At 69.0% G+C, this 12220-nt stretch carries 14 protein-coding genes and 1 tRNA gene; 10 read left to right on the top strand and 5 right to left on the bottom strand.

Translation table 11 applies throughout. The features are described from left to right. Positions 1-33: 33 nt before the first annotated feature. The 3 genes from ISU10_RS16860 (at position 34) to ISU10_RS16850 (ending at position 1688) form a co-directional block, all read left to right on the top strand. Complete coding sequence (locus ISU10_RS16860) at positions 34-585, top strand: toxin-antitoxin system HicB family antitoxin (protein WP_228501204.1); 552 nt, start codon at positions 34-36, stop codon at positions 583-585. 78 nt (positions 586-663) lie between these two features. Continuing rightward, positions 664-1488: a DUF4097 family beta strand repeat-containing protein gene (locus ISU10_RS16855; RefSeq protein WP_194697589.1), complete on the top strand. Its 825-nt coding sequence runs from the start codon at positions 664-666 to the stop codon at positions 1486-1488. Positions 1489-1535: 47 nt separating this feature from the next. Further along, positions 1536-1688 (top strand): hypothetical protein, encoded by a 153-nt coding sequence (locus ISU10_RS16850; RefSeq protein WP_194697588.1) that lies wholly within the window; start codon positions 1536-1538, stop codon positions 1686-1688. 48 nt (positions 1689-1736) lie between these two features. On the opposite strand, the gene dcd is transcribed toward ISU10_RS16850, so the two are convergent. Continuing rightward, a complete protein-coding gene (gene dcd / locus ISU10_RS16845) occupies positions 1737-2336 on the bottom strand; it encodes a dCTP deaminase (RefSeq protein WP_194697587.1) in 600 nt (199 codons plus the stop codon). A 35-nt stretch (positions 2337-2371) separates the two neighbouring features. Between dcd and ISU10_RS16840 the strand changes: the two genes are divergently transcribed. Further along, the gene (locus ISU10_RS16840; protein WP_194697586.1) at positions 2372-3133 is read left to right on the top strand and encodes an SGNH/GDSL hydrolase family protein; all 762 of its coding nucleotides are present in this window, start codon (positions 2372-2374) and stop codon (positions 3131-3133) included. A 2-nt stretch (positions 3134-3135) separates the two neighbouring features. Here ISU10_RS16840 and ISU10_RS16835 read toward each other — a convergent pair. Continuing rightward, positions 3136-3211 (bottom strand) — tRNA-Gly (locus tag ISU10_RS16835). Between the two features lie 93 nt (positions 3212-3304). Here ISU10_RS16835 and ISU10_RS16830 point away from each other — a divergent pair. The 3 genes from ISU10_RS16830 to ISU10_RS16820 all read left to right on the top strand — a co-directional run bounded on the left by ISU10_RS16830 (position 3305) and on the right by ISU10_RS16820 (position 6077). Next, a complete protein-coding gene (locus ISU10_RS16830) occupies positions 3305-3952 on the top strand; it encodes a DUF2461 domain-containing protein (RefSeq protein WP_194697585.1) in 648 nt (215 codons plus the stop codon). Positions 3953-4056: 104 nt separating this feature from the next. Next, positions 4057-5775, top strand: a complete 1719-nt coding sequence (locus ISU10_RS16825) for a sodium:solute symporter family protein (RefSeq protein ID WP_194697611.1) — start codon at positions 4057-4059, stop codon at positions 5773-5775. 11 nt (positions 5776-5786) lie between these two features. Then, complete coding sequence (locus ISU10_RS16820; RefSeq protein ID WP_194697584.1) at positions 5787-6077, top strand: hypothetical protein; 291 nt, start codon at positions 5787-5789, stop codon at positions 6075-6077. On the opposite strand, the gene ISU10_RS16815 is transcribed toward ISU10_RS16820, so the two are convergent. Then, a complete protein-coding gene (locus ISU10_RS16815) occupies positions 6074-7375 on the bottom strand; it encodes an FAD-dependent oxidoreductase (RefSeq protein WP_194697583.1) in 1302 nt (433 codons plus the stop codon). The two genes, ISU10_RS16820 and ISU10_RS16815, sit on opposite strands and share 4 nt — an antisense overlap. 60 nt (positions 7376-7435) lie before the next feature. On the opposite strand from ISU10_RS16815, the gene ISU10_RS16810 reads away from it, so the two are divergent. After that, positions 7436-8005, top strand: coding sequence for a hypothetical protein (locus tag ISU10_RS16810; RefSeq protein ID WP_194697582.1), 570 nt, complete (start codon positions 7436-7438; stop codon positions 8003-8005). Here the strand turns inward: ISU10_RS16810 and ISU10_RS16805 are convergent. Together ISU10_RS16805 and ISU10_RS16800 are read right to left on the bottom strand one after the other, a co-directional pair. Continuing rightward, positions 7992-8834, bottom strand: a complete 843-nt coding sequence (locus ISU10_RS16805) for an aminoglycoside phosphotransferase family protein (protein WP_228501214.1) — start codon at positions 8832-8834, stop codon at positions 7992-7994. The two genes, ISU10_RS16810 and ISU10_RS16805, sit on opposite strands and share 14 nt — an antisense overlap. 149 nt (positions 8835-8983) lie before the next feature. Then, the gene (locus tag ISU10_RS16800; RefSeq protein WP_194697580.1) at positions 8984-9442 is read right to left on the bottom strand and encodes an RrF2 family transcriptional regulator; all 459 of its coding nucleotides are present in this window, start codon (positions 9440-9442) and stop codon (positions 8984-8986) included. A gap of 173 nt (positions 9443-9615) precedes the next feature. Here ISU10_RS16800 and ISU10_RS16795 point away from each other — a divergent pair, with 173 nt between their 5' ends. Together ISU10_RS16795 and ISU10_RS16790 are read left to right on the top strand one after the other, a co-directional pair. After that, positions 9616-11493, top strand: coding sequence for an acyl-CoA dehydrogenase (locus tag ISU10_RS16795; RefSeq protein ID WP_194697579.1), 1878 nt, complete (start codon positions 9616-9618; stop codon positions 11491-11493). 84 nt (positions 11494-11577) lie between these two features. Further along, the gene (locus tag ISU10_RS16790; RefSeq protein ID WP_194697578.1) at positions 11578-12180 is read left to right on the top strand and encodes a LysE/ArgO family amino acid transporter; all 603 of its coding nucleotides are present in this window, start codon (positions 11578-11580) and stop codon (positions 12178-12180) included. Positions 12181-12220 lie beyond the last annotated feature (40 nt).

The following is a 12220-nucleotide window of genomic DNA, read 5'->3' as shown; positions in this document are numbered from 1 at the left end:
ATCATTCGCTTGACATGACGTCATGGTGATGTCATGCTGGTGCACATGGACATCACCCCGTACGTCGACTCCCTCAAGCGGGACCTGCTGGCCGCCGCCGAGGGTGCCGGTGACGAGGCCCGCCAGGTCGCCGAGCGCCTGAGCTATGCGATCGACCCGGCCGCCCGGCTGGCCATGATGGAGGCGATCTCCCAGGCTGCGGCCGAGATCACCGCCGAGCTGCCCAACGGCGGCGTCGACGTGCGGCTCGACGGTCGCGACCTCGACTTCGTGGTCCACGCACCGAGCAACATCCCCGCCCCACCTGCGCCTCCGGCTCCCCCGATGCCCGGCGACGACGACGAGGAGGGCGGCCTGTCCCGGATCACGCTCCGGATCCCGGAGTCGGTCAAGGCCAAGGCCGAGGAGGCCGCCGCCAAGTCCGGTCAGTCGCTCAACACCTGGCTGGTCAACGTCGTGCGCACCGCGACCCGCGATGGCGCCATCAACGTCGACATCGACCTCTCGAGCATCCCGTTCTTCGGCGGCGACCCGTTCGGAGGCGGCAAGCAGCGCGGCAACCGTCGCATGTCCGGCTGGGTCTAGCCGACACCGCCCTCACCACCACCCACTGCGGGACGACCACTGGTCGGTCCCCTGGATCAGCACACCCTGGAGACAGCAATGAGCAGCTACGAGTTCGAGACCCACGAGCCGGTCGACCTCTACGTCGAGCTCGGCAAAGGCGCCCTGAGCGTCACCGCGAGCGACACCACCGCAACGACCGTCGAGGTCGTCGGACGCGAGGCCGAGCAGGTGCAGGTGCGCCAAGACGGCCGCCAGATCAGCGTGATCGCCCCCAAGGGCAACCGTGGGCTGTTCGGTGGCGAGCCGTCCTACGTCGTCTCGGTCAGCCTCCCGAGCCACTCCAACGTGGTGGCCAAGACCGGCAGCGCTGACATCTCCCTCGACGGCGACTACGGGGCCGGCCAGATCCGCAGCGGCTCCGGCGACTGCCGCCTCGACACGTTCGCCGGCCCGCTGATCGTCGAGACGGGGTCGGGCGACATCTACGTCGACGACGCCGAGGGCGACCTGCGCATCAAGAGCGGTTCGGGCGACGTCGACGTCAACGACACGGGCGCCACGGTCGCGGTGTCGACCGGCTCGGGCGACGTCCAGATCGGCAAGACCAACGGCCAGGCCGTGGTCAAGACCGGATCCGGCGACCTCGAGATCGGCACCGCCGGCGACGGCGTCTCGATGAGCACCGGCAGTGGCGACATGAAGATCGACAAGGCCAAGCGCGGCAAGTTCAGCGCCAAGGGGGCCTCGGGCGACGTACTCATCGGCGTCCCGGCCGGAGTGCCCGTCTGGACCGACATCACCACCGTCAGCGGTTCGATCCACTCCGACCTGCAAGGCGCCGGCCAGCCCGAGCCGGGCCAGGACTACGTCGAGCTGCGGGCCAAGACCGTCAGCGGCGACATCGAGCTCCACGAGGTCTGAGCGACCTCGCCACCACACCACCACCCGACGAGACCAGGAGTACCACCATGACCGACCAGACCTTCTTCAACGAGCAGCTGACCCACCACCTCATCCACGAGCGCGTGGCGCGTGCCTCGGAGCCGCACCTGCACACCGGCTCTCGCCGTCACCGGCTGGCCGAGCGCCTGCACCGGATCGCGGACCGCATCGAGAAGTGACAGGAAGCAGTGACAGGACCTGGCCCCGCCCGACACCTTCGGGCGGGGTCAGTCGCGTTTTTCCGTTGTGCCGGGAATCGGTGTGCGGTGGAAGTTCTGGAAGGACCGCGACGGCGTAGGTCCACGCTGGCCCTGGTAGCGCGATCCGTACTTCGCCGAGCCGTAGGGGTGCTGCGACGGCGAGGAGAGCCGGAAGAAGCAGAACTGGCCGATCTTCATGCCCGGGTAGAGCTTGATCGGCAACGTCGCGACGTTGGCCAGCTCCAAGGTGACGTGGCCGGAGAACCCGGGGTCGACGAAGCCGGCCGTCGCGTGGGTGAGCAGGCCGAGACGTCCCAACGACGACTTACCCTCGACTCTCGCGGCGATGTCGTCGGGCAGCGTGATGACCTCGTAGGTCGAGCCGAGCACGAACTCCCCCGGGTGCAGGATGAACGGCTCGTCGCCCTCAGGCTCAACGATCCGCGTCAGGTCGGACTGGTCGGCCGCCGGGTCGATGTGGGGGTAGCGATGGTTCTCGAAGACCCGGAAGTAGCGGTCGAGCCGCACGTCGATCGAGGACGGCTGCATCATCGCCGGATCGAACGGCTCCATCGTGATCCGGCCAAGCTCGAGCTCGGCCATGATGTCGCGGTCGGAGAGCAGCACGACGGCACCTTAGCCGCACCTCATAGGCTCTCTGCGTGCCGTACCACCGCTACGTCGCGCTCGGCGACTCCTTCGCCGAAGGCGTCGGCGACCCCGACGAGTCCTCGCCCAACGGCCTGCGTGGGTGGGCCGACCGAGTCGCAGCGGTCTTGGCCACGCAGAGCAGGGACTTCCGCTACGCCAACCTCGCGATCCGCGGTCGCAAGCTCGACGCGGTCATCGCCGAGCAGCTCGAGCCAGCCGTCGCGCTCGACCCCGACCTCGTCACCATCTACGCCGGCGCCAACGACATCATGCGTCCGCGGGTCGACATCGACGCGATCGTCGACCGCTACGACGCCGCCCTCGGCAAGCTCGCCGCGACCGGCGCCGAGCTGCTGGTGTTCACGGCCTTCGACACCGGCGGCTCCGCGATCTACCGACCGGTCCGTGCTCGGTTTGCTCTCTACAACGAGCTGGTCCGCGCAGCCGCCGACCGCCACGGCGCCACCATCGTCGACTTCTGGCGGATGCGGGAGTTCCGCGACTGGCGCTACTGGGACCACGACCGCATGCACCTCGGCCCCGCCGGTCACGCCCGGATGGCGCTCCACGTCCTCGACGTCCTCGGCGTACCCCACGGCCTCGACGAACCCGAGCTCCCACCCGAGGTGGTGCTCACCCGCACCGGCCGCTACCGCGCCCATGCCCAGTGGACCCGCGCCCACTTCGTGCCCTGGGTGCGGCGACGACTGACCGGTAGGTCAAGCGGCGACTCCGTCGCACCCAAGCGCCCCGGCCTGGCTCCCTGGGACTGACCTGGAGCGGATGACGAGACTCGAACTCGCGACATCGACCTTGGGAAGGTCGCGCTCTACCAACTGAGCTACATCCGCATGCCCGGCTGACCGGGGCGCAGGAATAGTACCCCGCAGCATCGGCCACGATCCGCGGGGCAGCACTCGCGCATGCCCCAGTAGCCTGAGCCGGTGAGTGACTTCGCCGGTTTCCCGGTGGCGGCCCTGGACTTCTACGACGACCTCGAGGTCGACAACACCAAGTCCTACTGGGAGAAGCACAAGGCGACCTACGACAGCGACGTCAAGGCGCCGATCACGGCGCTCGTGGCGGCGCTGGCCAAGGACTTCGCCCACGACGGCAAGTCCTACAAGGTGTTCCGGCCCTACCGCGACGTGCGGTTCGCCAAGGACAAGACGCCGTACAAGACCAACCAGGGCGCCTACATCGACGTAGCGCCGTCGACCGGTTGGTACGTCGAGATCTCCGCGCGCGGCGTACGCGTCGGCGGCGGCTGCTACGACATGTCCAGCGAACGGATCGCCGTCTTCCGCGACGCGGTCGTCGATGACAGGCGTGGCGCCCAGCTCGGTCGCATCACCAACAAGCTCACCAAGGCTGGCTGGGAGCTGGGCGGCGAGACGCTCAAGACCACTCCTCGTGGCTACGACGCCGACCACAAGCGGATCGACCTGCTGCGCCACAAGTCTCTGTACGCCGGGAAGTCCTACGGCTTCGAGAAGGTCATCCACACCCCCGAGCTCCTCGACCGGGTTCGTGCCGACTGGACCTCGCTGCGCCCGCTCATCGCATGGCTGGGCACGACGTCGTCCGAATGAGCTGCCCACCCCGACGGGCGAGGACGGGCGAACCAGCCCGGGTCTAGGTTGCGAGACGCACACCCCACCGCTCGGGAGGAGAGTCCGTGTCCGCAGTACTCCCGATGGCCACCATCATCGACGCGAGCTTCGTCGACTACCTGATCCTGGTCATCTACTTCGCGTTCGTGCTGGGCATCGGCTTCCTGGCCAAGAGCCAGGTCTCGGAGTCGATCGACTTCTTCCTCTCCGGACGGTCGCTGCCCGCATGGGTGACGGGACTGGCCTTCATCTCGGCCAACCTGGGCGCGGTCGAGATCATGGGCATGTCGGCCAACGGCGCGGACTTCGGCATCCCGACCGTGCACTACTTCTGGGTCGGCGCCATTCCGGCGATGCTGTTCCTCGGCGTGGTGATGATGCCGTTCTACTACGGCTCGAAGGTCCGCTCGGTGCCGGAGTTCATGCTCCGGCGCTTCGGCACGGGCGCCCACCTGGTCAACGCCATCTCCTTCGCCGTCGCCCAGCTGCTGATCGCGGGGATCAACCTCTACCTGCTGGGCAGCGTCGTGCACGCGCTGCTCGGCTGGCCGCTGCCTGTCGCACTCGTGGTGGCCGCGCTCGTGGTGCTGTCCTACATCACCCTGGGTGGGCTCTCGGCCGCGATCTACAACGAGGTGCTCCAGTTCTTCGTCATCGTCGCCTCACTCGCACCGCTGACCCTGATCGGCCTGCACAAGGTCGGTGGATGGAACGGGCTGACCGAGAAGATCACGGCGGCCGCCGAGAACGGCAACGCCGCACCCGCCGAGCAGCAGCTCAACTCCTGGCCCGGTCAGGCGCTCTCCGGCCTCGACTCGTCGTTCTGGTCGGTGGTCGGCATCGTGTTCGGACTGGGGTTCGTGCTGTCCTTCGGCTACTGGACCACCAACTTCGTCGAGGTGCAGCGGGCGATGGCCTCGGACTCGATCTCCTCGGCGCGCAAGACCCCGATCATCGGCGCGTTCCCCAAGATGTTCGTCCCCTTCATCACGATCGTGCCCGGCATGATCGCCGCGGTGCTGGTCAAGGAGATCGTCGACCTGAAGGCCGGTGGCTCGCCGCCGGGGGGTGCGTCGGGACAGGGCGTCGCCTACAACGACGCGCTGCTCTACTTGATGCGCGACCTGTTGCCCAACGGCCTGCTGGGGCTGGCGATCACCGGTCTCCTGGCTGCGTTCATGGCCGGCATGGCGGCCAACATCTCCGCCTTCAACACCGTGTTCTCCTACGACCTGTGGGGCGACTACGTCGTCAAGGACCGCGACGACGACTACTACCTGCGGATCGGGCGGATCGCCACGGTGGCGGCAACCGCGATCGCCATCTTCACCGCGTCGCTCGCCGCCAACTTCTCCAACGTCATGGACTACCTGCAGGTGCTGTTCGGCTTCTTCAACGCACCGCTGTTCGCGACGTTCATCCTCGGGATGTTCTGGAAGCGGATGACCGCCACCGCCGGCTGGGTGGGCCTGGTCAGCGGCACGCTGTCGGCGGTCGCGGTCGCCTTCCTCTCCGAGGACGCCTTCGGGTCGCTGAGCACCGGCGTCATCCCACTGGGCGGCCAGGGCGCGGCCTTCTTGGCGGCCTCGGTCGCCTTCGTGGTGGACATCGTGCTGAGCGTGGTGGTGTCGCTGGTCACCGAACCCAAGCCTGACGAGGAGCTGCGCGGCCTCGTGTACTCCGAGACACCCAAGGAGGAGCGCACCGACCCCGACGAGGCGAGCTACCCCTGGTACCGGCGTACGGTCCCGCTCGCCAGCGTCGCCTTGGCCATGGTCATCGTCCTCAACGTGATCTTCTAGGAGGCCTTGCGATGAGCACCACCACCCAGTCCCACCGCGGGCGCGGTCATCGCGCCGGGCTGTTCGACATCCGCAACATCATCGGCGCACTGCTGACCGTCGACGGCCTGATCATCTTCTTGATGGGCCTGTTCGGGGACACCGAGGAGGACAAGACCGGAGGCGTCAACGCCAACCTCTGGTCCGGCCTGGCACTCCTGGTCGTCGGCATCGCGTTCCTCGCCTGGGCCAAGCTGCGGCCGGTCGTCGTGCCCGACGACTTCGAGGCCGGCGGCGAGGAGGGCGGGCCCGCCGGCCACTAGCCCAGCAGCGCCACCAGCTCGTCACGCGTGGGGCCATCGGCGTACGGCGGACGCCAGCCGGTGGCGTACACCTCGCGGGCCAGCGCCCGAGCCGGCTCGAGACTCTCGGGGCCGCCGTCCATGCTGACCCACGGGCCGGCGATGTCACCAATGGCTGGATTCTGCGCGCCCGCGGCGAGGACGAGGTCCCCGGGCAGATGGTGGTCGGCGAAGACGTCCTCACCGGCCCACCGACGGGCGAGCCCGGTGTCGATCGCCATGTGCTCGATGACCCATGGCCGCATCGCGGCCGCGCACCAGTCCGCGAACTCCTCGACCGCGGTGTCGGCGTCGACTCCGTGGGCGTCGAGGAGCTGGAGCAGCCGCGAGACCTGCAACATCGCCAGTGCCACTCCCCGCGCGTAGATGGGCGTGGTCGTGCACACGGCGTCACCGACCGACACCAGCCCCGGCAGGAGCAGCCGGCCGTCAGGAGCCCGCTGCGACCGGTAGACGTTGAGGAGGTTGCCACCCGCGAGGGCGCTGGTGACCGGCTGTGACCGCTCGGGGTCGGTCCAATCGGAGATGCCGGGGATCGCCGCGCAGGCTCGGTCCCACAGCTCGTCGTGACGCAGCCGCGCCAGCTCCTTGTCGTCGGTTCGGCGGACCACGATCAGCGAGAAGATGCCGTGCTCGTGCGGCGCCAGGATCGCCAAGTAGCCGTCGTAGGCCGCGGCGAACGTGAACGGCGTCGTCATCGGCCCGGGCTCGGCACCCGCATGCAGCCGATACACCCTGTCCACGTAGGCGATCCCGCACGATCCGCCGATGCTCTCCCGCGCGCCCAACGCATCGGTGGCGCGGCTCGACCGGCCAGCAGCCTCGACCACGAGATCGCCGTTGAGCGGCCTCCCGTCGACCAGCAACCCTGCCGCACGTCCGTCCGAGACCAGCACGCCGTCGACGTGACCGCGGCGGATCGTGACGCCGCGCTCGCGCATGGCCACCGTCCGCAGCCCACGCTCGTAGGTCTCGCGCTGGGCCTTGATGGCCACCATCTGGTCACCGGCAAGCGCAGGCTCGGCACCCAGCTCCAGCCACTCGTCGTAGGCCTCCGGCACTTCGGCTCGCACGACGTGCACCGCGTGGGTGCGCATCACGTGGGCGTGGTGGAACTGCATGACGCCCTTGCGCCGCCAGGCACCGTCAGGCTCCGGCCCGGGGTCTCGGTCGACCAGCGTCACCTCGTGCCCGCGACGGGCCAGTGCGATGCCGAGGACGAGCCCGGTGGGCCCCGCACCGATCACCCCGACCCGCATTCCTCGATTGTCCGGCGCAAATGGCTGTGTGGCGAGGGTGATGCGGCCTACGGTGTGCGCGTGGAGCTGACCTCACGGTCGGCCATCCGGGGGGTCGCGCCGCACCAGGTGGTGGAGGCCGTCGAGACGTACTTCGACGGCTCGGCACCCGGTCGCGCGCAATTGGTCGTCGCCGGGGAGCGCGACGGCTGGACGACGCTGACCTGGCCGGCGTACTTCGCACCCCGCGACCTCACCGTGTGCCAGCGGCTCTCGCGCGAGCTGCACACCGTCGTCAGTGCGATCACCACGACCGACGACGAGGGGTGGTCGCACACGCTGTTCGCGTGCGGCACCGAGCTCGACAGGCTGCACTCCTACCCGGCCGCCCTCGTGTGGGACGACGAGGACCCGGCCACCCTCGCGCAGGAGTGGTCCGGTGACTACGAGCTGGTCGCCCGGGTCGTCGGCGTCGACGCGTGCTCGGTCCGGCGGCACTTCTGCCAGGCGACCCCGGACCGTCGCGACCACCCGGGCCGCGAGCGCAACGGATACCTCGGACTCTGGGCCGCGTTGGGGATCCGGCCTGCCGACACGGCGTACGCCTGCGTGGATCTCGAGCCCTCGTGGCCGGCCCTCACAACAAGCTGAGCAGGTGTGACTCCAGCCGGACCAGCTCGCCGGGCTCGGTCAGGAACGGCGTGCGGCCCGGCGCCGGCAACAGGCCCACGACGTCCATCACGTCGAAGTACGGCTGCGGCTCCCGCCCGGTCAGCCGCACGTACGTTGCGGCGAACCGGTCGGCGACCTCGGTGCCGTGGCCGACCGCCAGCATGGTGCGAAAGTGGGCGACGTCGAGCCACGCCGGCCCCCACGACGTCTCGACCCAGTCGACGATCCCGCTGATCGCGCGCCCGCTCCACAACAGGTTGCGGGGCGCGAAGTCGCGGTGCAAGAACACTCCGTCGTACGCCGGGGGGTCCTGACCGAGGATCGCGAACGCCCGCTCCCAAGCCTCCGGCTCCCTGGCCCAGGCAGGCACGACGTACTTCGACGGGTACGCCCAGGACTGGTAGGTCCGCGGTCGCGGGTCCGGATCGAGGTCGTGGATCGCGGCCAGTAAGTGGGCCACGGTGGTGAGGTCCTCGTCCGAGGTGCGCCCGGCGTCGACCACACCAGGCAGCAGGGTCATCAGGTGCGCCGCCTCGCCAGCGTGACGGCCGTCGGCGTCGAGCGCGATCGACCTCGGCGCGGGGATGGCCGTCGCCGCCAGCATCAGCTGCGTCTCGTGCTCCCGGGAGGTCAGCTCAGCGCCGTGCGTGCGCCACGGCTCGTTGGTCATCAGCCGCAGGACGGCTTGATCGCCGGCCGCCGTGGTCAGCGCCAGCATCGTCGAGGTGATGCCGCCGCTCAACGGTCTCACGTCGACGACCGGCGAGCGGAGCAAGCCCTCGGCCCACAGCTCCGCCAGATCGTGCATCGACACCGTCCGAGCATCTCAAGCACGAGGTCTGAGCGCGCCGGGGCGTCTGGACTGACGAGCCAGGCGAGCCCCTGGGCGAGCCGGCGAGGAGGGAAAGACGGCCCGTCGCAGCGCGCTCGGACAGTCGAGCTCCGCTCGACAACTGGTCAGTGCGGCTGCCAGGCGTCCTCGTCGGCGGTGCGCGCGGTGACCGCGTCGGGGAGGCTCGCGGCGGCGAGGTTGGCGAGGCTGACGTTCTCGAAGACGTCGCGCAGGGAGCTGCGGGCGGCGATCCAGACGAGCTGGAGCACCTCTGCCTTCTCGTTGTAGGACACGGCCTCGGGGCGTACGCCGTAGACCGAGACGAGCGGCCCGTCGACGGCACGGATCACGTCGGCGACCGACACGTCGGCCGGGTCGCGGTTCATCCGCCAGCCGCCCGACTGGCCTCGCTGGGCGATGACGACGCCGGCCTTGCGCAGGTCGGCCAGGATCGCCTGGAGGAACCCGTGAGGGATGTCCTGCAGGCGGCCGAGCTCCTCGGCCGAGACCGGGCGTCCGTCGGTGCGCGACGACATCTCGAGCAGCGCCCGGAGGGCGTAGTCGGTCTTGGCAGAGACGCGCATGGCCGCATTCTCACAGAGAAGTCCTGCGAATCGCTCGTCTCGACCGACTAAGGGTGAGTCGGGCCACATCACGCCGGTGAATCCTGCCGAGTCGCTTGCACCCCCGTAACCCCCGAGGCAGAATTAAGTTACTCGTCAGTAGCAACCTCGCCTTCTATACGGACAGGTAGGCCATGAGCCACTACAAGAGCAACCTCCGCGACATCGAGTTCAACCTCTTCGAGGTGCTCGGGCGCGACGAGCTGTTGGGCACCGGCCCGTTCGCCGAGGTCGACACCGACACGGTCAAGGAAGTGCTGCACGAGGTCGACCGGCTGGCCCGCGAGGACCTCGCGGCGTCGTTCGAGGACGCCGACCGCAACCCGCCGCAGTTCGACCCCGAGACCCACGAGGCACCGCTGCCCGAGGCGTTCAAGAAGAGCTACCACGCGTGGATGGACGCCGAGTACTGGCGGCTGATGACCATGGCCGAGCTCGGCGGGACGCCGGCTCCGTCCAGTGTCTGCTGGGCCCTGGGCGAGCTGGTCCTCGGCGCCAACCCGGCGGTGTGGATATACGGCGCGGGCGCGATGTTCGCGGGCGTCGTCCACAAGAACGGCAACGACCGCGACAAGCGGATCGCCGAGCACATCGTCGAGAAGGGCTGGAACACCACGATGGTGCTGACCGAGCCCGACGCGGGCTCCGATGTCGGCGCCGGTCGCGCCAAGGCGACGGCCAACGACGACGGCACGTGGAACATCACCGGCGTCAAGCGCTTCATCACCTCCGGTGAGAGCGACCTGTGCGACAACATCGTCCACCTCGTGCTCGCCCGCCCCGCGGGAGTCGAGGGGGTCGGTGGCCCCGGCACCAAGGGACTCTCGCTGTTCATCGTGCCGAAGTGGCACTTCGATCCCGAGTCCGGCGAGCTGACCGGTGAGCGCAACGGCGTCTACGTCACCGGCGTCGAGCACAAGATGGGCATCAAGGTCTCCAACACCTGCGAGCTGACCTTCGGCGACCCGGGTGTCGGTGGCGGCGAGCCCGCCCGGGGGTGGCTGCTCGGCGAGGTGCACGACGGCATCGCCCAGATGTTCCAGGTCATCGAGAACGCCCGGATGATGGTGGGCACCAAGGCCATCGCCACGCTCTCGACCGGCTACCTCAACGCCTTGGAGTTCGCCAAGCAGCGCGTTCAGGGCGCCGACCTGACCCAGGCAGCGGACAAGACCGCGCCGCGCGTCACGATCACCCACCACCCCGACGTACGCCGGTCTCTGATGACCCAGAAGGCCTACGCCGAGGCGATGCGCTCGCTCGTCCTCTTCGCCGCGTCCTGGCAGGACCGGGTGATGGTCGCCGAGCACAACGGCGAGCGTGACGAGCTGGCGATGGCGGTCAACGACCTGCTGCTGCCGGTCGTGAAGGGCTACGGCTCGGAGAAGTCATGGGTGCTGCTCGGCACCGAGTCGCTGCAGACGTTCGGCGGCTCGGGCTTCCTGCAGGACTACCCGATCGAGCAGTACGTCCGCGACGCCAAGATCGACACCCTCTACGAGGGCACCACCGCGATCCAGGGTCAGGACCTCTTCTTCCGCAAGATCGTCAAGGACCAGGGCCGCGCGCTCGGGCACCTCGCCGGAGAGATCCAGGCCTTCATCGCCTCTGAAGCGGGCAACGGGCGCCTCAAGGTCGAGCGGGGCCTGCTCGCCCAGGCCCTCGAGGACGCCAACGCGATGGTCGGCACGATGATCAACGACCTGATGTCGTGCGACCCGTCGGTCGACGGCGCCGACCCGCGCAACGTCTACAAGGTCGGCCTCAACACCTCGCGACTGCTGATGGCGCTCGGCGACGTGGTCTGCGCGTGGCTGCTGCTGCGCGGTGCCGACGTGGCCCTGACCAAGCTCGCCGGCGACGTCTCCGACAAGGACAAGGTGTTCTACGAGGGCAAGGTCGCGGCGGCCCAGTTCTTCGCCCAGACCGTGCTGCCCAAGCTCTCCGCCGAGCGGGCCATCGCCGAGTCCACCGACCTCGCGCTGATGGATCTTCCCGAGGAGAGCTTCTAGGCCCGGCCACCCCGATTCGTCAGGGTTTGTGCCGCAGGGACCACCCGCCAGACCACTGACGAATCGGGGTCCTAGCCTCGTCCCGTGCTCGCCCCCCTCGTCACCGGTCTGCTGACGGGGCTGTCGCTGATCATCGCGATCGGCGCACAGAACGCGTTCGTGCTGCGGCAGGGGCTGGTGCGCGAGCACGTCGGGGTCGTGGTGGCGATCTGCGCCGTGGCCGATGCGGTGCTGATCGTCGCGGGAGTGGCCGGCATCGGCACGATCGTCGAACGGGCCCCGGTGGCCATCGACGTGGTGCGCTGGCTCGGCGTCGCGTTCCTCACCTGGTACGGCGTGCGCTCGCTCCTGCAGGCCCGGCACGCAGGAGCCCTCGAAGCCGCGCGCGACCGATCCCTGACCCGCCGCAGCGCTGTCGTACAAGTGACGGCGCTGACGTTCCTCAACCCGCACGTCTACCTCGACACCGTGCTGTTGCTCGGGTCGCTCGCCGCGCACGAGGGCCCCACCGGACGCTGGTGGTTCGCGGCGGGAGCAGCCGCGGCGAGCCTGGCGTGGTTCACCGGACTGGGCTACGGCGCGCGGCTGCTCAGCCCGCTGCTGGCCAAGCGCCCCGCGTGGCAGGTGCTGGACGTGCTGATCGGCCTGACCATGCTGGCCATCGCGCTCAAGCTCGCCATAACCTGAGCCATTGCTCATGTGTCATGGGCTGATTGTCAATCGTCTG

This window comes from Nocardioides agariphilus, assembly GCF_015352445.1.
Classification (GTDB): domain Bacteria; phylum Actinomycetota; class Actinomycetes; order Propionibacteriales; family Nocardioidaceae; genus Nocardioides; species Nocardioides agariphilus.
This window is presented reverse-complemented; position numbering and strand designations above follow the sequence as displayed.